General features: G+C 59.6%; 20 protein-coding genes. 10 read left to right on the top strand and 10 right to left on the bottom strand.

Annotation, left to right across the window (positions count from 1 at the left end):
* Positions 1-75 precede the first annotated feature (75 nt).
* The gene (gene galE / locus B5526_RS08165; RefSeq protein ID WP_079537744.1) at positions 76-1,083 is read right to left on the bottom strand and encodes a UDP-glucose 4-epimerase GalE; all 1,008 of its coding nucleotides are present in this window, start codon (positions 1,081-1,083) and stop codon (positions 76-78) included.
* 1,004 nt (positions 1,084-2,087) lie between these two features.
* Here galE and B5526_RS08160 point away from each other — a divergent pair.
* Positions 2,088-5,723, top strand: coding sequence for a cellulase family glycosylhydrolase (locus B5526_RS08160; RefSeq protein WP_283807606.1), 3,636 nt, complete (start codon positions 2,088-2,090; stop codon positions 5,721-5,723).
* Between the two features lie 46 nt (positions 5,724-5,769).
* Here the strand turns inward: B5526_RS08160 and B5526_RS08155 are convergent, their stop codons facing one another.
* The 3 genes from B5526_RS08155 to B5526_RS08145 form a co-directional block, all read right to left on the bottom strand.
* Entirely contained in the window at positions 5,770-6,924 is a 1,155-nt protein-coding gene (locus B5526_RS08155; protein ID WP_079537742.1) for a hypothetical protein, read from the bottom strand.
* A 121-nt stretch (positions 6,925-7,045) separates the two neighbouring features.
* Complete coding sequence (locus tag B5526_RS08150; protein WP_244562225.1) at positions 7,046-7,327, bottom strand: hypothetical protein; 282 nt, start codon at positions 7,325-7,327, stop codon at positions 7,046-7,048.
* 27 nt (positions 7,328-7,354) lie between these two features.
* Positions 7,355-7,696, bottom strand: a complete 342-nt coding sequence (locus B5526_RS08145) for a VanZ family protein (protein WP_172842001.1) — start codon at positions 7,694-7,696, stop codon at positions 7,355-7,357.
* Positions 7,697-8,432: 736 nt separating this feature from the next.
* Here B5526_RS08145 and B5526_RS08140 point away from each other — a divergent pair.
* Together B5526_RS08140 and B5526_RS38640 are read left to right on the top strand one after the other, a co-directional pair.
* On the top strand, positions 8,433-10,049 hold the full coding sequence (locus B5526_RS08140; protein ID WP_079537741.1) for a phosphoenolpyruvate carboxykinase: 1,617 nt from the start codon (positions 8,433-8,435) through the stop codon (positions 10,047-10,049).
* A gap of 39 nt (positions 10,050-10,088) precedes the next feature.
* Positions 10,089-10,514, top strand: a complete 426-nt coding sequence (locus B5526_RS38640) for a hypothetical protein (RefSeq protein WP_079537740.1) — start codon at positions 10,089-10,091, stop codon at positions 10,512-10,514.
* Positions 10,515-10,529: 15 nt separating this feature from the next.
* Here the strand turns inward: B5526_RS38640 and B5526_RS37470 are convergent, their stop codons facing one another.
* Positions 10,530-10,769 carry a hypothetical protein gene (locus tag B5526_RS37470; protein ID WP_154071199.1) on the bottom strand — a complete coding sequence of 80 codons (240 nt, stop codon included), beginning with the start codon at positions 10,767-10,769 and terminating at the stop codon, positions 10,530-10,532.
* Between the two features lie 122 nt (positions 10,770-10,891).
* A complete protein-coding gene (locus tag B5526_RS08130) occupies positions 10,892-11,143 on the bottom strand; it encodes a hypothetical protein (RefSeq protein ID WP_244562224.1) in 252 nt (83 codons plus the stop codon).
* Between the two features lie 189 nt (positions 11,144-11,332).
* Between B5526_RS08130 and B5526_RS08125 the strand changes: the two genes are divergently transcribed.
* The gene (locus B5526_RS08125; RefSeq protein ID WP_154071198.1) at positions 11,333-11,680 is read left to right on the top strand and encodes a hypothetical protein; all 348 of its coding nucleotides are present in this window, start codon (positions 11,333-11,335) and stop codon (positions 11,678-11,680) included.
* Positions 11,681-11,727: 47 nt separating this feature from the next.
* Here the strand turns inward: B5526_RS08125 and B5526_RS08120 are convergent, their stop codons facing one another.
* The 3 genes from B5526_RS08120 to B5526_RS08110 are packed head-to-tail and all read right to left on the bottom strand — an operon-like array spanning position 11,728 to position 13,221.
* Positions 11,728-12,390: a winged helix-turn-helix transcriptional regulator gene (locus tag B5526_RS08120; RefSeq protein ID WP_079537738.1), complete on the bottom strand. Its 663-nt coding sequence runs from the start codon at positions 12,388-12,390 to the stop codon at positions 11,728-11,730.
* 29 nt (positions 12,391-12,419) lie between these two features.
* Entirely contained in the window at positions 12,420-12,728 is a 309-nt protein-coding gene (locus B5526_RS08115) for a YciI family protein (protein ID WP_079537737.1), read from the bottom strand.
* A gap of 58 nt (positions 12,729-12,786) precedes the next feature.
* The gene (locus tag B5526_RS08110; RefSeq protein ID WP_079537736.1) at positions 12,787-13,221 is read right to left on the bottom strand and encodes a hypothetical protein; all 435 of its coding nucleotides are present in this window, start codon (positions 13,219-13,221) and stop codon (positions 12,787-12,789) included.
* Between the two features lie 237 nt (positions 13,222-13,458).
* On the opposite strand from B5526_RS08110, the gene B5526_RS08105 reads away from it, so the two are divergent.
* From B5526_RS08105 to B5526_RS08080, 6 genes are all read left to right on the top strand, one after another.
* Positions 13,459-14,469: a Bug family tripartite tricarboxylate transporter substrate binding protein gene (locus B5526_RS08105; protein WP_079537735.1), complete on the top strand. Its 1,011-nt coding sequence runs from the start codon at positions 13,459-13,461 to the stop codon at positions 14,467-14,469.
* Between the two features lie 46 nt (positions 14,470-14,515).
* Complete coding sequence (locus tag B5526_RS08100; protein ID WP_079537734.1) at positions 14,516-15,292, top strand: cyclase family protein; 777 nt, start codon at positions 14,516-14,518, stop codon at positions 15,290-15,292.
* Positions 15,293-15,441: 149 nt separating this feature from the next.
* A complete protein-coding gene (locus B5526_RS08095) occupies positions 15,442-17,037 on the top strand; it encodes an NAD(P)/FAD-dependent oxidoreductase (protein WP_079537733.1) in 1,596 nt (531 codons plus the stop codon).
* The gene (locus B5526_RS08090; protein WP_079537732.1) at positions 17,037-17,471 is read left to right on the top strand and encodes a c-type cytochrome; all 435 of its coding nucleotides are present in this window, start codon (positions 17,037-17,039) and stop codon (positions 17,469-17,471) included. The genes B5526_RS08095 and B5526_RS08090 overlap by 1 nt, the downstream gene beginning before the upstream one ends.
* A 270-nt stretch (positions 17,472-17,741) precedes the next feature.
* Positions 17,742-18,230: a RidA family protein gene (locus B5526_RS08085; RefSeq protein WP_079537731.1), complete on the top strand. Its 489-nt coding sequence runs from the start codon at positions 17,742-17,744 to the stop codon at positions 18,228-18,230.
* A 256-nt stretch (positions 18,231-18,486) separates the two neighbouring features.
* Positions 18,487-19,929 (top strand): M20/M25/M40 family metallo-hydrolase, encoded by a 1,443-nt coding sequence (locus B5526_RS08080; RefSeq protein WP_079537730.1) that lies wholly within the window; start codon positions 18,487-18,489, stop codon positions 19,927-19,929.
* A gap of 154 nt (positions 19,930-20,083) precedes the next feature.
* On the opposite strand, the gene B5526_RS08075 is transcribed toward B5526_RS08080, so the two are convergent.
* Entirely contained in the window at positions 20,084-20,530 is a 447-nt protein-coding gene (locus tag B5526_RS08075; RefSeq protein WP_079537729.1) for a methyltransferase family protein, read from the bottom strand.
* Between the last annotated feature and the right edge of the window lie 789 nt (positions 20,531-21,319).

Here is a 21,319-nt window from a genome sequence, read left to right as displayed (position 1 = left end):
CAAACCGCGCGGCGCCAGAGAGCATTGCGCCAACGAGCATCGCTCATGAGAAGCGCTTTGCGCGACTGGGATTGACTAGCCGGAATACCCGTTAGGGTTGGCGCTCTGCCATCGCCAATGATCCGCGCACATGGTCTCAAGCGTTCGGGTGGCCTTCCAGCCCATCAACTCGAACGCATGCGCTGTTGCCGCATAGTAGGAGTCGATGTCACCGGGGCGGCGTGGTTTGAAATCGTAGGGAACGCGCCTCCCGCTCACCTTTTCAAAAGCCCTGACAACGTCGAGAACGCTGCTTCCCGAGCCCGTGCCCAAATTGACGGCAAAGCATTTCGGAGCGTCCAGCAATCGGAGCGCCGACACGTGCCCGTCGGCCAAATCCATCACGTGGATGTAATCCCTCACGCCGGTCCCATCGGGCGTATCATAGTCATTTCCCCATATATTAAGCCGCTCGCGGCGGCCGATCGCGACCTGGGCAACAAAAGGAACAAGGTTGTTGGGGACGCCAACGGGATCTTCGCCAATAAGGCCGCTTTCGTGCGCGCCAACCGGATTAAAATAGCGGAGGATTCCGATGCTCCATTTTGAATCGCTCGCGTACTGGTCGCGAAGCATGTCCTCGATCACAAGCTTTGTTCGGCCATACGGATTTATGGCATTCAGAGGGTGATCCTCTGTATAGGGCAGAAATTGCGGGTTTCCGTAGACGGTTGCGGATGAACTGAAGATGATCCTGTTCACCCCTGTATTCTGCATCGCGCGCAGTAGCCGGTGTGAACCGATGACGTTGTTGTCGTAGTATTCCAGCGGGTTAGTGACCGAATCCTGGACCGACTTTAGTCCGGCGAAATGCAGTACGGCCGTGCAGCCATATTTGATCAGAACGCTTTCAATCGCCGCCTGGTCGCGGATATCACCCTCGACTGCGATCAGTGATTTGCCACATATTTTTTGCACGCGGTCCAGCGACGCCGAATTGCTGTTGCAAAAATTATCGAAAACGACAACCTGCTGACCAGCGTTTAAAAGCTCAACGCAGGCATGGGAACCCACGTATCCGGCGCCGCCTGTCACCAAGATCATTCCGCATCGTCTCCTAAAGGGGCAGGTCGTTGGCCGCCCGCGGCGCCATCGGCCCCACGGTCAGTTCGGCAAAGAGCTATAGCAGCCCTTATTTTGATCGACCAGCGCGCCCCGATGCCCTGCTGCGCCGACTTCCTTCAGTACACCCCGTCATAGCAACGCAGGTCCATCCAAGGGCCGCCGTAATAGGTGCCGCCATTAAATCCGTCCCCGACATAGGGCCCGCCGCACCATAGTCCCTCAGCAGGTGAGTAATAGATGTCATGCGAGCGAAAGCGCCATGCGGCGTAATGGCTATGCCTGATGATAAGGCTTCGATGATGCCGGACTGTAATGCCCATTTCGGCAGCATCGGCAGAGTTAAAGGTGAGGCCGTGCGGCCCACGAAGCGAGACAGGGGTTGTGCATAAGAACGCGGCAACCAAGAGACTAACGCTTAGGCTTCTCATCGCTTTCTCCTGTGTTGCCGTAAAGTATAATTGGTTTTTAGAACGGCCGACAATCCAATTCAGCGCTCCAGTTCGTCCGCCCAGCCATCGTTCCGCAGTTTCCGCAGACGCCGCACCATCCTCGTCGCTGGTGCGCTGGGCACCCTTATCGTCATGATGCCCCCGGCGACGCGAACACGCTTGTGACCAGGACGCTTCTGACCAGGACGCTTCTGGCCAAGTCCGCCACAAGACCTTCTCAGGTCGCTTTGCTTCGGCGGCCGACTCCGTAATTTTACGGGCCATTTCTTGAACCACGGATTTAGGCAGGCGTCGCGGGTGTCGGACGCAAGCTAAGCTCTTGCTCATTTTTTAGCGGCCGCCTCATCGACATCTTTCGCTCGCGTCTCAGAACGTTGGATTATGCAACTAGCCGTTTACCAACCGCACTTGTGTCTCTGGTTGCAGAGAATTTGAACTGTTTCCTTCCGCCCGCCTTTAGCGCTGGCCCACGATGCTCAAATCCGCGCGTTGTTAAGACCAATTTTTCTCAGAGAACGCGGAACAGGAGTTTCGGTGACTGTTGGCGTAAACGTTAGTGGAGCTGAATACTCTTGGATGCCGTTCGTTGGCGCCAGCGATTTGGATTATCTGCAGAAGGAGGGGATCACATTAATTCGCCTTCCAATCAGTTGGGAGCGAATGCAACCTACCCTGAATGGCCCCCTGGACCCTACTTATTTGGCCGGGTTGGAGAACGTTCTGACCGAAGCGGCCGCTCGGGGAATCAAGGTAGTCGTAGATCTACATAATTCCGGGGGTTACGACGCAAATTACGCCGCACAGGCCGCGACCGAATGGGGGGTCATTACACAGGCCGACTTGGCTACTTCATCCAAAATCGGCACCAGCGCTGTTCCAATCTCTTCCTTCGCTTCTCTTTGGAGCCAACTCGCAACGCAGCTCAAGGGTCATGCCGGGCTTGCGGGTTACGACATTATGAACGAACCAAACAGTATGCCTGACGCGACTGTCTGGCCGAAGGCGGCGCAGGCAGCCGTCGATGCCATCCGCGCTGTTGACATGAGTACGCCAATTTACGTTGAAGGCGACCAGTGGGCGACTGCCAAAAACTGGCTATACACCAACGCCAACCTTCATATCACGGACCCTGCAAATAAGATCATTTACGAGGCACATCAGTATTTCGACAACGGCAGTGGTACGTATTCTCTGACCTACGCTCAGCAAGGTGACACCGCGAATACGGGCGTTCAGGATGTGCAGCCCTTCTTGGATTGGCTAAAAGCAAACAATTATCAGGGCTACTTGGGAGAGCTTGGCGTACCGAACAACGATCCCAGCTGGATACCCCTTCTAAACAAAACCCTTAGTGCGGTGGAAGCCGCGGGCGTTTCGAGCACTGTCTGGAACTATGTCTACGCCGATCCCTCCGGAAAGAACTCGTGGTGGCCGGTTGCCGACCTCAATAGCATCGATCCAAAAATGGGATGGGGTGCGGCAACGATGGAGGCGATCTTTGCGCATAACGCACCGACGATTACTGGGTATTCACCTAGTACAACAAACGTCAGTCAGATCACGCTGAACGGAATGGCGGCGGTTAATAGCGCCGTTCAGATTTTTGACGGATCAACCCAGATCGGCATAGTTAATGCCGACAGCACAGGATCTTGGTCCTTCGCAACGGGAGCGCTTGCCAATGCCGCACATAGTTTTACTGCTACTGATAGAGATGCAGCGGGTACAGTTAGCGCGGCTTCAGCTGCGCTGAATCTGACGATAAATGCGCCGCCTCCACCGGCGCCGACGGTGGCCTCGTTCTCGCCCGACAGCGGTGTGGTTGGCGACGGCATCACGAATGTCAATCAGCTGACCCTGACCGGGACGGCGCCAGCTGGCGACACTGTCGAGGTGTTCGACGGTACCACGCAGATCGGCAACGCGACCGCCAATAGTAGCGGCGCCTGGTCGTTCGCGACCGCAACCCTGTCGGACGGCAGTCACGCCTTTACCGGCAAGGCAATGGACGCCGCCGGGAATATCAGCACGGCCTCGGCCGCACTGAACGTGACCATCGATACCGTCGCCCCGGGCGCGCCCCATATTATCTCCGATGCACCTGCGTCGGCGACCGCGCTTATCGTGACCGGCACCGCGGAAGCTGGAAGCACCGTTAAGCTTTTTAACGGAACAACTTTGCTGGGGGCAGGCGTAGCGGATACCAGTGGAAGCTGGAATATCAACACTGGGCCGCTTTCACCAGGCACGCAAGATTTTACCGCGACCGCGACGGACGCCGCCGGCAATGTCAGCAGTGTCTCAAACGTTCTAGACCCCGTCATTGGCCCGACGCCGGTTGTGATTGAGTCGTTTGGATCGACGAGCCTGGTCGAGGTCGGCAACAATTTCTATTTTGACAGCAATAGCACGGGGGCCGGCCCTGAATTGAAATTTGCCGGGGCGGCAGTGGTGGCGGGCCAGCTTGGCGCGTGGGCGCCGATTGGCGTGGAGCAGACCCTGACCGGTTACGAAGTTGCCTGGAAAGTCACAGGCGCTGATCAATACGGGATTTGGAATACAGATAGCAACGGCAACTACGTCTCGAATACCGATGTCGTGTCGGGAACCAGCGCTATGCTGGAATCGTTCGAGACGAGCTTCCATCAGGATCTGAATGGCGACGGCGTGATCGGTCCTCCCTCGCCGCAAACGTCGGTGATAGAGTCGTCCGGGTCGACCAGCCTGGTCGAGGTCGGCAACAATTACTATTTTTACAGCAATAGCACCGGGGCCGGCCCCGAGTTGAAATTTGCCGGGGCGGCGGTGGTGGCGGGCCAGCTCGGCGCGTGGGCGCCGATTGGCGTGGAGCAGACCCTGACCGGGTACGAAGTTGCCTGGAAAGTCGCCGGCGCCGATGAATACGGCGTTTGGAATACAGATAGCAACGGCAACTACGTCTCAAATACCGCGGTCGTGTCAGGAACCAGCGCTATGCTGGAAGCGTACGAGATCAGCTTCCACCAGGATCTAAACGGCGATGGCGTGATTGGCACGCCGCCGCTGCAAACATCAGCACTCGCGCTCTCTGCATCGACGAGTCCGGTGCAAACGCCGGCAATCGAGTCGTCTGGATCGACCAGTCTGGTCCAGGTCGACAATAATTTTTATCTTGATAACACCAGCACCGGCTCTGGCCCCGAGATAAAATTCGCCGGCGCGGCAGTGGTGGCGGGTGAGTTTGGCGCCTGGACGCCCATTGCCGTGGAGCAAACAGCAACCGGATATGACGTGGCCTGGAAAATCGCGGGCGTCGATGAGTATGGGGTCTGGTACACAGATAGCAGCGGGAACTTCATCTCAAATACCGCGGTCGTGTCGGGAAACAGCTCTCTGATGGACTCCTTCGAATCCATTTTCCATCAGGACCTCAATGGCGACGGCATCATCAACACTCCTTCTACCGTCATCGAGGCCACCGGCAACGTGCTGTTGACTTTGAGCAACGTGACCCAGGCGGCGACAATCGACGCAGGGTCGTCTCTCGAATTGACCGGCGCCGATTCCGGAACTGTTAAATTCAGCGGCGTAACCGGTACCCTGGTTCTAGACAACTCGTCATTGTTCACCGGCCAGATACTCAATTTGACAGGTGATGGTAATCCGTCGAGCTCCGATCAAATCGATTTGAAGGACATCTCGTTCGGAGCGGGAACGACGTATTCTTATGCGGGCAACGCCTCGGGAGGAATCCTGACGATTCGCGACGCGCAAAATGACGTCGCAAACCTTTCGCTGGTCGGCAATTACACCAATTCGACATTCACGCTTTCCAGCGATGGACACGGTGGCACCATCGCCATCGATCCTCCGAAGGACGGCTTCCATTTTGCGTCTACCCCTGCCGTCACCACCGGCTCAACCGCTTCGTCGGTCACGCTCGGAGGCGCGGCGAATGATGCGTTTATCTTCCACACACCGCCAGGCGGAGCCTCCGCAACCCCAGACAGTGTCGCGCTCGATGGATCTGGGTCGCCGGTCGAAAGCAGCCATCCGACGGCACCCGCGAACGATGCTCAATCATATCATCAGGGGATCGATGCAGGACATGATGCGGGGCTCGACCATTCCGGCAGCGCAAATGTCGCAAACGCACATGTTGCCTGGCTTCACGATTTCATGATTCACTAAACTCGCGAAGGGATCCGTGACTCGGGAATAAGTGGCAGAACAGAGATCAGAGTTTTTTGCATTCCGAATAGTACGTGCCGTTCGAAGTGATTATTCGCTCTATACATTGCCGTGGATCGACCGCTTCGCCTTCGACGATGAAATCATACGCCTGGTTCTTCAGGACGAGGGCGTAACGGCCAGGCGTCAATTCCAATGCGGGGTCTTCGCTATGGAGTTCGTACATTTCAGGGTTGTCGCTGACGGGAGATGATCGAAACGGGAATGATAAATTTCGAATGACCCAGCTGTCGTCACCATCGCTTGGTTTCTTGCCGGCCACTTCCGCCGAGAACTCGCGCGCAATCTTGGCCATTATCCGGACTTCAGCGCGGTCTGAAATGTTCGAGGCAACGTCTCGGCGGAAGACAATGAATTTCGGATGGCCGTTTGGCAATAATGTGCGGTTGGGCGCCTTCAGGGCGGCGGAGACCGCGACCCGGATATCGGGAGGCCGCCCGGTCAATGGCTGCAGTTCGATGAGTGAATCGTCGCTGACCGCATAGACGCCATAATCGGTGGGCCGCAGCGGCGCCGGCTTTTTCGGAGGCGGCTCGGGTATCTTGACGCTAATTGCCGGTGCCGGCGGTCGCGGCTGTTCAACAGCGGCCTGCCTTTCGTACTTCGGCAGATTCTGGATCAGCAAAGCGAACCGCTCGCGCTGCTGAACGGCTACCAATATCGCAACCAGAATGGCGAACATCCCGAGCGTTCGCTTCACATACGGCCATGGCAGACGACGGGTCGACCTCCAGCTGACATCGGCCGGCGCCCGCTTCATCCCGAAACGTGGTTGGCTCCCGACGTCGCGGATCCATTCGGGAGGAAGGTCGCGAGACACCGGCTCCTTGACATCGGGATGGCCGATGCCTGAGGGAGGCGGTACCGCCGCGGTAATGCTGCCGTGTTGCCTTGAGAAGGCCTCGACGCCTCGAATGGCGGATTCCAGGGCTTGCTGGGTTCGTTTGATGTCTTTGACGTCGGCATAGGTAAACTGTTCTTGCAACTTGTAGCGAGCAAGATCGTAGATGGCCTGACGCATATCATCTGGGTTGTTCTTGACCGAGTCGATCATGCGAGTGATGACAAGCGCGAACTGGACCTCGGCATCAGCCGGCTCCGATTGATCGTGATTGCTCGGTATCAAGTCTCCCGAAGCCATCGGGTGCGCTGCGTCCTTGATTGTGGAGTCGAATAGGATGATAGGACCAGACTAGCCCAAATTTGGGGCATAGAACATCATCTTTTCGCCACAGGCGAACGCCGCATTGGTCGGCATTGCGCTAAGGTTTGGAAGAGCTCGGCGGCGGCACGTTACCATCTTTCGCCATACAGTCGGTGAAATAGGCCTGACGGTCGCCGCTCATGTGTACCGAGCCCGGGCGCTTATGGGGATAGACCAGGTAAGCATAGTGAATGCAGCGTTTGGCGGTTTCGGTGCTCGGTGCGGCTACCGCGCTTCCTGGTCCTTGCCCGGCGATCACCAGAAGAATCACCGCGACTGCAGGCTTTACCATGTAGGACCTCTCAAACATCGCGCTGTGGGTGCCAAATTCTATCTTCATGCGACAAACGATGGTGCCAACGACGGCTCAGGCGATAGGCCTCAACGGCCGCAGAACGCAGGCGATGGCGATACCAATCGAGCCGCCCAATAGCTTGAGGCCGAGATCGAGCAGCCGGGCATGGCGATCAGGAGTGTACAGCTGCAGGACTTCCAGGATAATGGCGCTTCCGAGCACGAGCACGATGACAGGGATTATGCGGCGCGGGTACGCCACGCCAAATAAAAACCCGGCAACCGAGAACGCGGCTACGTGCTCAATGCCGATATCGGTCGCCGCATGGGGCCGAAGCCCAATCGGGGACAGCGTTGCAAAGGTGATGAAGCCGAGGGTGCCCCACGCGGCGAGCGCGACTAGCTTTTGAAACATGTTTCAATTCATAGCGGAGCTCGCGATCAGATCAACCCTGATTGTCATCGAAGACGTTGCGGTTCCCGGGGAAACCCGTCCGCCAGCGTGATTCCACGCCGATGAATTGATGATCATCAACGCCAGACCCGGGCTAGTCAGATGAAGTGCCTGTCAGCCAACGGAGAAGGAATAATAGTGGCTGTCGTGCTTATTTTGATGTGGACCGCCAGCAACGGCTCCGGCGCCGTTCACATATCGTCTTTCACCGACATGCCTGCGTGCCTGAAGGCGGCCAGGTCAACCGAGGCTGTCAATCTCAGCGGCAAGGCGTCGCCCGACGTTTCATTTGTCTGTGTGCCGGCAAAATAAGTGAGCGTTAAGCAAAATAGGTGGGCATAGCGAGGCTGCCTCGACGAGTTGCCTCCTTCATCTCCGGCCTCGCCAAGCGCCGTCGTCCTTACATCCGCTCAATTTGAAGGCCGCCAATTGGGCTCAGTTGTGTCGCTGCCCGGCCGCATTTGACAGTTTGATAACAACGACGCGCTAACGGGCCAGTTATTGGTCAAAAGCTGCTGAAAGTCTCTGCAGCTCTGCGAAATAAACAATCGCCCCTGCTGGGGGTGCGGAAGAAAACGCGCCCCGGCCATTTGCCTTGGCATCATTATTGCTCGGCTTTTGGGGATCGGATGGAGACAGCGCCTGCCAAGTTAAAGCCAGGCTTTCGTGGCTCCATGGAGCAGAGAGGGGACTTAAGTTGCAAGAGACGGGTGTGCGTAACGGTGCCTTCGGCGCCGATAAATTCGGCTTAAGAAAACTCAAGGGCGTCAACTGGAATTTTGGCGCGCCGCAGCTCTATGAGCATTCGCTTGCCGCCGGCGAAGCCGTGCTGTCGGCCGATGGCGCGCTGTGCGCGGACACCGGCGAGTTCACCGGCCGCAGCCCGAAGGACAAGTTCACGGTTCGCGACGCCACAACCGACAAGAACATGTGGTGGGCCGGCAACCAGTCGATCACGTCAGAGCAGTTCGACACCCTCTACAAGGATTTCCTGACCCATGCCGAAGGCATGACGCTGTTCGCGCAGGATCTCTATGGCGGCGCCGATCCGAGCTTTAGGATCAAGACCCGGGTCTTCACTGAACTGGCCTGGCATTCGCTGTTCATCCGCACGCTCTTGATCCGCCCCGAGGCGTCGGAGCTTAAGAGTTTCGTGCCTGAACTGACCATCATCGACCTGCCGAGTTTCAAGGCCGATCCGAAACGCCACGGCGTACGCTCGGAGAACGTGGTCGCGATCGATTTCGCCCGCAAGATCGTGCTGATCGGCGGGTCCTATTATGCCGGCGAGATGAAGAAGAGCGTGTTCACCACGCTGAATTACTATCTCCCCGAAAAGGGCGTGATGCCGATGCACTGCTCGGCCAATGTCGGCCCCGACGGCGATACCGCGATCTTCTTCGGCTTGTCCGGCACCGGTAAGACCACGCTGTCGGCCGATCCGAAACGCACCCTGATCGGTGACGACGAGCACGGCTGGGGCAGTGACGGCGTGTTCAATTTCGAGGGCGGCTGCTACGCCAAATGCATCAAACTGTCGAAAGAGGCCGAGCCCGAGATCTATGCCGCCAGCAAACGGTTTGGCGCGGTCCTGGAAAACGTGGTGCTCGACCAAAACACCCGCGAGCCTGATTTCGATGACGGCTCAAAAACGGAAAACACCCGCTCGGCCTATCCGCTCGACTTCATCCCCAACGCCTCACGCACCGGCCGCGCGCCGCATCCGAAGAATGTGGTGATGCTGGCCGCCGATGCGTTCGGCGTGATGCCGCCGATCGCAAAATTGACCCCGGCGCAGGCGATGTATCACTTCCTGTCCGGCTACACGGCCAAAGTCGCGGGCACCGAGCGCGGGCTCGGCAAGGAGCCGCAGCCGGAATTTTCCACCTGCTTCGGCTCGCCGTTCCTGCCGCGCGACCCTTCGGTGTACGGCAATCTGTTGCGCGACCTGATCGCAAAGCACGACGTCGATTGCTGGCTGGTCAATACCGGGTGGACCGGCGGCAAATACGGCACCGGCCGGCGCATGCCGATCAAGGTAACGCGGGCGCTATTGACGGCCGCCTTGAACGGCTCGCTGCGCAATGCCGACTTCCGCACCGACCGCTATTTCGGTTTCGCGGTGCCGACCTCGCTGCCCGGCGTCGAGCCGCATATCCTCGATCCGATAAAAACCTGGGCCGACAAGGCCGAGTTCGACACGACCGCACGCGCCCTGGTCGCCATGTTCGCGAAGAACTTTGCCAAGTTCGAAGCTCAGGTCGACGCCGACGTTCGGGCCGCGGCGCCGGACATCAGACTGGCGGCGGAGTGAGATTCAGCGAAGCCATCGAAGGCGCAGTGAAACAAAATCATGCCTGTGCGAAACAGAACCATAACCGACGAAACGATCCTGAGACTCAAGTCGGAAGGTCTGAGCTTTCGCGAAATATCAAAACAACTTGGCAAATCTTTGGGATCGGTGACCGGTCGATATTATCGGCTAAAGGGCGTTCGCCATCCTTCGCAGCTCGCGAGAGACGCGCAGCTGAAAAGAAATAGAGAGCTGCACCGCGCGGCACGAAAAAAACAGAGATCATTGGCTGCAATCCAGGCCGCGATCGAGCTGAGACAAGGGGTCGCATTCTCTGTCGCGGTTGGAAGGGCGCGTGCCGCGGGCGCCTCTCTGGACATGATCGGCACCTGCTGCGGGATATCCAAGCAGGCCGTCCACAAAAAGTGGCGGCAGCGTGTCAATTCGGCAATCGAACGCCCGGTCCTCCGCCGTTCCTTGCAATGAATGGAGCAGGGATCGTCAGCGGGTCGTTCCGCGTCGAAAAATCCGCTGCGCTCTCGGCGTCGGTGCGTCCGGAGAAAAGATGTTCCGTTGCACGCGGTTCGGCGTCGGCGGCGTGGTGTTCGTCGGCAGCGGGCCTTGCTGCACCACAAAGGGTTGGGGTGGCGTTGAAGGATCGTGCGTTCCCTGCGCCAGCACCCCACGCATGGGGATCGATGTTGCCAGCAGCAGGATAAAAATACACTGCAGACGCTTCATTCGATCGAACTCCAACACTGGCCTATCCAGCTCCAACAACGCGGCTGACACGTCAAGGTTCGTCTTATTTGATGCCCGATGCCGCTCGTTCAATCGCGGTCTCACGACGGCAACTTGTTTCGCTATTGTTTGGGGGTGCCATCGTCCATATTGCCCCCCTTATCCAGGCATTTTTTAAAATAGGCCTGCGCGTCAGGGGACTTCCCTTTGCTGCCTGCCGCTGGGTTGCCAGGTTGCACGGGAGGGAAGGCTTTTGCGACAAGAACGTTGCACTTCTTGGCGACCTCCACGGTTACGGCTGCAACGCGATCGGTCGACAGCCCAACGCCTAAAAATAGTGCAAATAAGATCCAGCGAAATTCCAGTTTGGCCATCACACGAGCTCCCGCTATTGCCAGTTCCAACCTTTCTCCTAGAGCCATATAGCGATTGCCCGTGTCAAACTAGACGCGCTGAGCGCCTTCCTGGACCCATTTTTATAGAGATCAGGCGCGTCATCGAAGGTCCGGTTCCCACCGCTCCTCGCGATGAAATTGAATTCCGGCCTTTCCTGAGCCTTCGACATGGCGGCGGCGTCGCCGTGCGAGACGTCGCGAACCCGTCGCCGGGATAAACTCTGGATTGGGCAAGGTCCGGATTTATACGGGCGGATGGTCAGCAGAATTGGTGCGTCGCCGCATCGAATCTTCGCGCTCGTCACAAAAATTTATTTTATTATCGCCATTGCCGAATCTGGCGGGGAGGAGAACATGACGTCGACGATCGTACTTGGACTGGCCGGGTGGCTGGCGTTGAACGCCGCGTTTGTGGCAGTACGGCTCTACGTGTCGTCGAATGGCATGGCGCACTCCGACAATCTCCGCCCCCGCTATCCAAAGCTCGTCAGGACGACCAATCAAGCGGCAGTCTGATCGGTCGGCATTTGGCGCGCCGTGCTGCGCGCGTTCCCGCTACGCCCTCAGCTTCTAGCCGTGGCCAGATCGAACAGTTCTGGCAGCTTGCGCAAGGTGCGTGTGCTCCCTTCGGTCCTGGCCTTGCGGCTCGTAACCGCCGCGTCGAGCGACACTTGCCTGGCGAGGATTTGCAGCAGGACATCGAACCGCGCCTCGATCACCGCACCACCCGATGGCTCTCCCTTGGCGATGCGTGTTCCCTCAGCTCCGCCCTCGACCACAAAGCTTGCGGGACGCTCCCGGTGCGGCACAAGCAAGCCGATGCGGCACTCCGGCGTCGGCGTGCGGCGCGCGATGGCGTCGAGCGCGAGCAGCGCCCAATCCGGCTCGAACCTGTCGTCTTCCTGCATGGGAAAAAGGAAGCGTCCGCCCCAGCGGATCAGCTCCCGGATCGCAGGTTGCACGGCAAGGCCGATCTCGGTCAGCTCATAGACCTGGGCCTTGAACGGCGCGGGCAGGCTCGTGCGTCGCACGATGCCGCTTTCGATCAACGCATCGAGACGCGCCGTCAGAAGCGCAGGGCTTATAGCGTCGAGCCGCGCGCCGAGATCGCCGAACCGCATCGGGTTGAGCAAGAGCTCGCGGATGATGAGCAGTGTCCAGCGCTCTCCAATGATCTCCGCGGCCCGCGCCAGCGCGCAGAACTGGTTATAGCGTGCTCCACTCATTCAAGCGACACGGCGGTGACATTTCCTCATCACTTCATTTCCATGACTTCCGCGACTTCGACAGTACCATGATCAACATACGGGCAGCGCTGAGCCATTTTGAGCGCGGCGTCCATGCTGTCGGCCATGATCATCGAAAAGCCGGTCAACAGATTTTCCCCGGCATCCGATACGCCGCGGGAGTTTATCAACTTGCCCTTTGCCAATGGTGTGCCGGGATTGACGACGGCGTCGCCGAGCTCACCGACCCAGGCTTTCCACTTTGCCATATGCGCGGCGCCTTGCTCCGGGCTCTCAAATTTCACGCCGCCATGATAAGCGATGATGTATTTCGGCATAACAACTCCCCTGTTTCAATCTCAGATTTTTTCGGATCAAACGCCGCGCTGGCCGCGATCAATTCCGGTAGGCAAGTGCGATCAGCGGTCCGACGATCAGAAACTGCAGCAACGTAAAGCCGGTCTCCAACTGAACAAAGGCGGGTACCGAGGTCATGATATTCTTGGCCGCGACCGCGAGCGTGGTGAATGACCACGACAGGATCGCGAGCGCGAGCCCGTAAGCGAGGCCCGGTTTGAGGATCGCGCTGCCACGTCCGGGAAACAGCCGCGGATAGGCCCACGAGAATACGATTCCCTGAATCAACATTGATGCGAAGCCGAACGGGATGATTGGATCCGGCCGATAGATCCCGAGGGCTTCATAGGTGGGTGCGAACACGACCAGGTGCCACGCATAGGCGATCGGAAAGGTCGGGACTAGATAGGCCGCAACACCGAGCCAGAAGCTGCGCGCCGTCGCGGTCGCGCCGCCCACCTGCAGGATCGTCATGTCCGTCTCCGCTCAATCGCCATGCCACCTGAACGGGCATCTTAGTACTGATATTATAGTCAACACTTCATATTATGAAGTCAAGCGGTTTGTGATTTTCCAGCGCAGGCATGTCACGCGAAAAGATTGCCCATCACATCTTGAAGCACGTGCCATGAAACGTGGCGTCGCGTTGATTGACTGTATGATTTGCAGAGGCGATGATGGTCGAAACAATAACTGCATCGGGAGGATGTCATGCCGGGTCGGAAATTGACCCATCCATCGCGCCGCGCGGTGTTGCGCAGCGCGGGCCTTGCGATCGGCGCGCTTGCCGCGCCAGGAATCGGCCTGAGGCAGGCGAGGGCGGCTCTCTATCCTGAACGAACCATCAAGATCATCGTGCCGTTCGCTCCCGCGGGGCCAACCGACATCATGGCGCGCATCATTACCAAGCATCTCGGCGAAGCCATCGGCGGCACCATGATTATCGAGAACAAGGCCGGGGCCGGCGGCAATATCGGGATCGGGGCTGCGGCGCATGCCGAGCCGGACGGCTACACGCTCCTGATCACCTCGAGCGCCTATGTCGTCAATCCCGGTCTTTATGCAACGATCCCCTACGATCCCTACAAGGACTTCGCACCGATCGCTGAACTGGGGACCTCACCGAATGTATTTCTGGCTAACCCCAAGCTCGGCATCAATTCGATTGCCGAGATGATCGCCCGCGCAAAAGCCGATCCGAATGAGCTCAACTACGCGAGCCCAGGCATCGGCACCACGCCGCATCTATCGAGCGAGCTGCTCAAGATCGTCAGCGGCATTCAAATCACGCATGTGCCGTTCTCCGGCGCGGGTCCCGCGATCCAGGCGGTGCTCGGCGGCACCACCCAGCTCGCCTGCGCGGCGCTGCCGCCTGCGCATCCTCTCATCGAGAGCGGTGCGTTGAAGGCGCTCGCCGTCACCGGCGCGCGCCGGTGGTTCGATCTGCCTGAGGTGCCGACCATGGTCGAGCTCGGCTTTACGGACTTGATCGCCGATACCTTCCAGGGTTTCTTGGCGCCGGCCAAGACCGCGCCTGAGATCGTCGCGCTGTTGTCGGCGAAGTCGGTCGAGCTTCTAAAGCGGCCCGACATTGCCCAGCAATTGCGCGACAACGGTTTCGAGGTCATCGCCAACGGGCGCGAGGGCATGCGAAAGCGCATCGATGACGAAGTGCCGAAATGGCGTGACGTCGTCGCCAAAGCCGGCATCAAGCCGATGTGATTGATAGCCGCGATGGCTGCAAATAATAACGACAGGAGGAAAACCCATGGCCAGACGACTGATCGATATTTCCGTGCCGTTGCAAAACGATGTGCCGGCCGATCCGCCCGGCAACCATCCGACCATCCAGTATATCGATCACCAGCAGGGCCTGCCGCGCATGCTGCAGTTTTTCGAAGGGCTCAAGGCCGAAGATCTGCCGGACGGGCAGGGCTGGGCGGTCGAGCAGGTCAACCTTTCCACCCATAACGGCACCCATCTCGACGCGCCCTGGCACTTTCACCCGACCATGAATCGGGGGATGCGTTCCTGGACCATCGACGAGGTGCCGCTGGAATGGTGCCTGCAGCCGGGCGTCAAACTCGATTTCCGGCATTTGCCCGACGGCTATGTCGCCACCGCAAAGGATGTCGAAACCGAACTGAAACGCATCGGCCATACGCTGTCGCCGCTCGAGATCGTCGTCGTCAATACCAGCGCCGGCGCCAAATACGGCCGGCCGGACTACGTCACGTCAGGCTGCGGCATGGGCTATGAGGCGACGATGTATCTGCTCGAGCGCGGCGTGCGGCTGACCGGCATCGATGGCTGGAGCTGGGACGCGCCGTTCGTCTACACCGCGAAAAAATACGCGGAAACAAAAGACGCCAGCCTGATCTGGGAAGGCCACAAGGCCGGCCGCCACATCGGCTATTGCCACATCGAAAAGCTGCACAATCTCGAGCAACTGCCGTCGACCGGATTCATGGTGTCATGTTTTCCGGTGAAGATCGAGCGCGCCTCGGCGGGCTGGACCCGGGCGGTGGCGATCATCGACGCCTGAGGCAATTTGCGGCCTCATGAGTCGGCGGCGTCCGTGAGGTCACAAATTCGCGATAAATCCTGTGGCTGGCGATAAACGCTCGACGCCCGACGCAGAATATCATTGTATCTTCGTTCTTGTGCCGGATAAGGATTGAGCAACAGATAACGATGCAAAGCGAGCCTGCATTCGTTAGTCGGCGCGACCTGCTCTCCCTGATCGGAGCGGTTTCCGGCAGCGCTGCGATGTATCACGCGATGACCTCGCTCGGCTTTGCCTCCGACTCCGGATATAAAGGCCCGATCAAGCTCGAGGGCGATCCGAAGGGCGCTTCCGTCCTGATCCTCGGCGCCGGGCTTGCCGGCATGACGGCGGCGCTCGAATTGCGCAAGGCCGGATACCAGGTGCGGATCCTGGAGTTCAACAACAGGCCCGGGGGCCGCAACTGGACCCTGCGCGGCGGCGATTCCTTTACCGAACTCGGTGGTGCCAGCCAGACCTGCGAATTCGACCAGGGCCTCTATCTCAATCCCGGCCCGTGGCGGATTCCCTATCACCATCGTGCGCTATTGGATTACTGCAAGCGGCTCGGCGTCGCGCTCGAGCCCTTCATCCAGCTCAATCACAACGCGCTCTTGCATGCGACCAACGCTTTCGGCGGCGCGCCGCAGCGGATTCGCGACATCAAGACCGATTTCCAGGGACAGGTCTCGGAATTGCTCGCCAAGGTCACCCAACAAGGCAAGCTCGACGAGGCCGTAACGAAACAGGATCGCGAGATCCTCCTGCAGGCGTTGAGATACTGGGGTGCGCTGGACAATAACTACGCCTACAAGGCAAATCTGATTTCCGCGGAGTTTCGCGGCTACGCCAAGGATCCCGGCGGCGGCTTGACCGCGGTGCCGATCCCGGGCGAACCGGTCCATCTTTCCGAGATCCTGAAGTCGCGGCTCTGGGTCTACTTACAGAATTTCGCGCGCCACAGTTTTCAGACCACGATGTTTCAGCCGGTCGGCGGCATGGACATGATCGGCAAGGCTTTTGCAAAGGAAGTCGGCGACCTCATCCGCTACGACGCCAAGGTGACCCGCATCCAGCAAGACGACAGTGGCGTCACCGTCACCTATACCGACCTCAAATCCGCAGGCACGCCGCAGCAGGCAAAAGCCGATTGGTGCGTCTGCACCATCCCGCTCCCGATCCTCAGCCAGCTTCCGCTCGAAATCGGCGACCGCATGAAGGCGGCGATCGATGCCGTGCCCTATTCGCCCTCCGTCAAGATCGGCCTGCAGTTCAAGCGCCGTTTCTGGGAGGACGATGAGGCGATCTATGGCGGCATCAGCTATACGGATCTGCCAATCCGGCAAATCGCCTATCCCAACACCGGCTTCAACGGTGCGGGCAAGGGCGTGCTGCTCGGCGCGTATCTCTTCGACGGCCCCAATGCGTATGAATTCACCTCGATGACGCCCGCCGAGCGCGTCCGCCGCGCGGTCGGATTCGGCGCGATGATTCATCCGCAATATAATGCCGAGTTCGAGAACGGCATCGCCATCGCCTGGCACCGCGTGCCCTTCACCTTGGGCTGCGCCGGCAACTGGAGCGACCAAGCGAGGGGCGAGCATTATGAAAATCTCTGCCAGATCGACGGCAGGATCGTGCTGGCGGGCGAGCACGCGTCCTACATTCCGGCCTGGCAGGAGGGCGCCATTCTGTCGTCGCTCGACGCCATCAGCCGCCTGCATGAGCGCGTGGTGAAAACGTGATGATCCAGGAAAGCGACAATCCTCGAAACGCCCTCTCCATCGCGGTACCCGCGGCGCTCGCGCTACTGTCGTTCATGGCCTACGCGCAGGATACCGGGCCCTCGGCCTCCAGGCCCGCACTGAGCACGGGTTTCAGGTTTGCCGAAATGACCGGCGAGGAATTATTCGCCAATGTCTGCCAAGGCTGCCACATGCCCGACGCCAAGGGCGCAACCGGCGCCGGAACCTATCCCTCGCTCGCAGGCAACAGCAATCTCGAGGCCGGCGGTTATCCCGTCACCGTCGTCGTCAACGGCCAGCGCGGCATGCCGCGATTCGGTGCGATGCTGAGCGACGACCAGGTCGCCGCGGTGGTGAACTATGTGCGGACGCATTTCGGCAATAATTTTTCGGATGCGGTGACGGCTGAAGACGTCAGGACCGCTCGGCGGTAACGCTCTTACCTCGCCCCGCTTGCGGGGAGAGGTCGGATCGCATCGCAGATGCGATCCGGGTGAGGGGGAGTCACCGCATAATTTGTGCTTCAGCATTCGCGGAGGCAGCCCCTCACCATAGCCGATGCTGCGCATCGGTGTTCTTCTATCAAGAACGGCGGCCGTAGGCCGCCTATGCCCTCTCCCCGCGAAAGGGCGGGGAGAGGGAGAAAACTGCACCGCCGCCGCGTTAACGTTAGCCTATGAATGATCCGACGCATGGAGACAGACATGAAACCCGCAACGCTATTTTCGCTCGGCGCATTTTTCGCAATCGCCCTCATCGCAAATCCCTGCGCCGCGGAAGTCGTGCGATATCCGATACCAAATTCCAGCTTCCCGATCGCCCAGGCGGTCAAGGTCACCGGCGATGCAACCACCTACTACATCAGCGGCCAGGTGCCGCCGGTCGTCAGCAAAGATGCCGAGCCGAACACCCCGCAGGCCTATGGCGACACCAAGACCCAGACGGTCGGCGCTCTCACCAAGATCAAAGGGATTCTCGAAGGCCTCGGGCTCGGCATGGGCGACGTGGTCAAGATGCAGGTCTTCCTCGTGCACGACACCCGCGCGCCGATGGATTTTAAAGCCTTCATGGAAGGCTACACGCAATTCTTCGGCGGCAGCCAGCCCAATCTGCCGGCACGGTCCGTGGTCGGCGTCGCGGCGCTCGCCAATCCCGGTTTCCTGGTCGAAATCGAAGTCGTCGCCGCCAAATAGCACGTCGTCGTCCCGGCCTTGAACCGGGACCCATACGCCGCGGCCTGTCGGCTGAGGCGCTGAAGGGCGACGGCTTTCGTAACAACAAACGCCGGTGGTCATGGGTCCCGGCGTTCGCCGGGACGACGACGGCTAATGATTAAATCGCGCCTCCTGAGAATAGCTGGCGCGCGTAACTGTTCGGTCCGGCATCTTGCCAGCGAACGGATTACCTGTCTGAATTGATACAGATTGACGCATTATTTGGAGAACAGAGATGCTGAGAGAGATTTGGCGGGAAGGCCTCACGTCGCGGAAGCGCTCCTGGATTTGGCCGTTGGCGGCCTTGGTCGCGATGCTGCCGGGCCTCGCCGCCGCCGAAGCACTGAATCCGCAACAGCAGCTTGCCCATGACATCTACAAGGAGCTGGTCGAAATCAACACCGTGACCGCGACCGGCGACACCTTGCGTGCCGCCGAAGCGATGGGGGCGCGGCTGCGGGCCGCGGGGTTGGCGGATGCCGACATCCACGTGTTCCAGCCGGCGCCGCGCAAGGGCAATCTGGTCGCGCGCTTGCGCGGCACCGGCGCGCGCAAACCGATTCTCCTTTTGGCCCATCTCGACGTCGTGCCGGCCAACCGCGAGGACTGGTCGGTCGATCCGTTCAAAATGACCGAGCAGGACGGCTATTACTACGCGCGCGGCAGCGGCGACGACAAATACATGGCGGCGGCCTTCATCACCAATCTCATTCGCTACAAGCAGGAAGGCTACAAGCCCGACCGCGACATCATCGTCGCACTCGAGACCGACGAAGAAATCCTCGACCGCGATGCGCTGGGCATCCAGTGGCTGCTCAACAATCATCGCGACCTGATCGATGCCGAATTCGCACTCAACGAGGGCGGCGGGGTCGGGCTGAAGAACGGCACGCCGATCCGGAACAGCGTGCAGACCAGCGAGAAAGTCTCCCTGAGCTATCAGCTCGACGTCAAGAACAAAGGCGGCCACAGCTCGGTCCCTAGCAGGGACAACGCCATCTATCACCTCGCGGAGGGCCTGGTGCGCCTCTCCAAATTCAGCTTTCCGCTAAAACTCAACGACACCACGCGCGCTTACTTCGATCGCACAGCGCAATTCGAGGGCGAACAGACCGCGGCCGACATGCGCACGGTTTTGTCGGATAAACCCGATCCGGCCGCGATGTCGTTCGTCCGGCTCGCCGCCAATCCGGTCTATAACGCGCAACTGCGCACCACCTGCGTCGCGACCATGCTGTCGGGCGGCCACGCGGTGAACGCGTTGCCGCAGCTTGCGAGCGCCAAAGTCAATTGCCGGATCATGCCCGGCGAGCCCGTCGATGAAGTCAAAGCGACGCTGGAGAAGGTGCTCGACGACGATCAGATCACGGTGACCCAACTCGATCAGCCGGTCATCAGCGCGCCGTCGGCGCTGCATGAGGAGATCATGGGATCGATCGAGAAACTGACGCAGGAGTTCTGGCCCGGCGCGGTCGTGCTTCCGATCATGAGCGCCGGCGCCACCGACGGCAGCTATCTGCGCAACGCTGGCATTCCGACCTACGGCCACTCCGGCCTCGCCAACGATATCCACGACATCCGCGCCCACGGCAAGGACGAGCGGGTCATGATAAAATCGTTCTACCAGGGCGAGGATTATCTTTATCGGCTGGTGAAGATGTTGTCCGGCGGGGGGTAGCACATTTTCCAACTCACTTCCTCGTCATGGCCGGGCTTGTCCCGGCCATCCACGTCTTTCTTGCGGTGATATCGGCAAGACGTGGATGCCCGGGACAAGCCCGGGCATGACGAACTATGATGCTCGGCGCCAAGCGGATAACGGCACAGGCCCCTCACACCCACCGCCGCACGCGCGCGACATAATCATCATACGCCGCGCCGAACTGGCGGCGCATCTTGGCTTCCTCGAAGGGGATGTGGACCCAATTGGCGGTCGCGAACACCGCCAACGGCGCGATCAGCATCGGCCAGGCGCCGACCCACACCGCAATGCCGAGGGTGAGGGTCACCAGTCCGAGGTACATTGGGTTGCGGGTAAATCGGTAAGGACCGCTGGTAACCAAAGCGCGATTGGTAGGTGAGGTCGGTTCAATTTCGGTGTCCGCACGACGGAACAGAACCAATGCCCAAACCGGCGGAACAAAACCGGCCGCTATCAGCGCGATACCGAGCGGCGCAATCGGCAGGCCGGGGAATTCGGGCCAGCCGAGCCACCCGCTGATTGCGGCGGCGAGCAGGACATACGCTAAAGCCCAGACGGGCGGTGGAAGCTTGAGCATGGCGAACCTCCAACTGAACTTTTCTGATTTGGTAGCGGCTCAGTTGTAGCCTGGACGGAGCCAACGGGGCGGCGCTTCGCGCCGACCCAGGCTACGGGCCGGCCTCTGCGCGAAAACGCCAATTTCTTGAGCCGGATCAAGCTGATTTGGGTCGTCCAGTCCCGTTCGCAAAAATATACCGCTTCGTGATTTGCCCAAATCACCTCTATATCCCCCGCCATCCCGTCCCACACAGAGGGGCGTTTCGCGATCGTCACGAACGTTGGGCGGGATGCGGTGGACGCGGTGGCGCTATTGACGAACAGCGCTCAAGCGGACGGCGAAGTCGTGTGGTCCTGACACCCCGACGCTGGTGTCAAGTTGGCGGAGTTGTCTCCGCCGATGACGGTGGCAAAAGAGCCCGGTCACCGGGGAGAGCACGAAGCAACCGTTAAAACCATTGCGCGGGGAATGCCGGGTTGTTCCGGTGTGACCGTGGTGACTAACGCGCGTGTTTACTACACTACACGCGCGGCTGCGGGCGCATCGAGCGCCCGGCATTCCCTGCGCCCTCTGATCTCCGAGGGCAGAAGGTTCTTGCAAGACTCGCGCAAAACATGCGGCGAGATCGCGAAGGCGCGGCTGCTTGAAGTTTGAAACCGCCGCCTCACCCTCCGCCGTCATCGCCCGCCACCGGGTCGGCGCAACGCGCCGCCCGATGACAGGCTCCAGCGGGCGATCCAGTATTCCAGAGACGCCAGTGAAAGATCCGAAAAGCCGCGGCGTACTGGATACCCCGCATGCGCGGGG

Origin of the sequence: Bradyrhizobium lablabi (assembly GCF_900141755.1) — a bacterium.
GTDB classification, from domain to species: Bacteria; Pseudomonadota; Alphaproteobacteria; order Rhizobiales; family Xanthobacteraceae; genus Bradyrhizobium; species Bradyrhizobium lablabi_A.
Note: the sequence above shows the minus strand (reverse complement) of the source record. Positions and strands in the feature narration are given on the sequence as shown.

Coding starts and splice junctions, on each gene's coding strand:
- galE (WP_079537744.1), bottom strand. CDS start 1,083: ATGATCTTGGTGACAGGCGGCGCCGGATACGTGGGTTCCCATGCCTGC.
- B5526_RS08155 (WP_079537742.1), bottom strand. CDS start 6,924: ATGGCTTCGGGAGACTTGATACCGAGCAATCACGATCAATCGGAGCCG.
- B5526_RS08150 (WP_244562225.1), bottom strand. CDS start 7,327: ATGAAGATAGAATTTGGCACCCACAGCGCGATGTTTGAGAGGTCCTAC.
- B5526_RS08145 (WP_172842001.1), bottom strand. CDS start 7,696: ATGTTTCAAAAGCTAGTCGCGCTCGCCGCGTGGGGCACCCTCGGCTTC.
- B5526_RS38640 (WP_079537740.1), top strand. CDS start 10,089: ATGCCTGTGCGAAACAGAACCATAACCGACGAAACGATCCTGAGACTC.
- B5526_RS37470 (WP_154071199.1), bottom strand. CDS start 10,769: ATGAAGCGTCTGCAGTGTATTTTTATCCTGCTGCTGGCAACATCGATC.
- B5526_RS08130 (WP_244562224.1), bottom strand. CDS start 11,143: ATGGCCAAACTGGAATTTCGCTGGATCTTATTTGCACTATTTTTAGGC.
- B5526_RS08125 (WP_154071198.1), top strand. CDS start 11,333: ATGGCGGCGGCGTCGCCGTGCGAGACGTCGCGAACCCGTCGCCGGGAT.
- B5526_RS08120 (WP_079537738.1), bottom strand. CDS start 12,390: ATGAGTGGAGCACGCTATAACCAGTTCTGCGCGCTGGCGCGGGCCGCG.
- B5526_RS08115 (WP_079537737.1), bottom strand. CDS start 12,728: ATGCCGAAATACATCATCGCTTATCATGGCGGCGTGAAATTTGAGAGC.
- B5526_RS08110 (WP_079537736.1), bottom strand. CDS start 13,221: ATGACGATCCTGCAGGTGGGCGGCGCGACCGCGACGGCGCGCAGCTTC.
- B5526_RS08105 (WP_079537735.1), top strand. CDS start 13,459: ATGCCGGGTCGGAAATTGACCCATCCATCGCGCCGCGCGGTGTTGCGC.
- B5526_RS08100 (WP_079537734.1), top strand. CDS start 14,516: ATGGCCAGACGACTGATCGATATTTCCGTGCCGTTGCAAAACGATGTG.
- B5526_RS08095 (WP_079537733.1), top strand. CDS start 15,442: ATGCAAAGCGAGCCTGCATTCGTTAGTCGGCGCGACCTGCTCTCCCTG.
- B5526_RS08090 (WP_079537732.1), top strand. CDS start 17,037: ATGATCCAGGAAAGCGACAATCCTCGAAACGCCCTCTCCATCGCGGTA.
- B5526_RS08085 (WP_079537731.1), top strand. CDS start 17,742: ATGAAACCCGCAACGCTATTTTCGCTCGGCGCATTTTTCGCAATCGCC.
- B5526_RS08080 (WP_079537730.1), top strand. CDS start 18,487: ATGCTGAGAGAGATTTGGCGGGAAGGCCTCACGTCGCGGAAGCGCTCC.
- B5526_RS08075 (WP_079537729.1), bottom strand. CDS start 20,530: ATGCTCAAGCTTCCACCGCCCGTCTGGGCTTTAGCGTATGTCCTGCTC.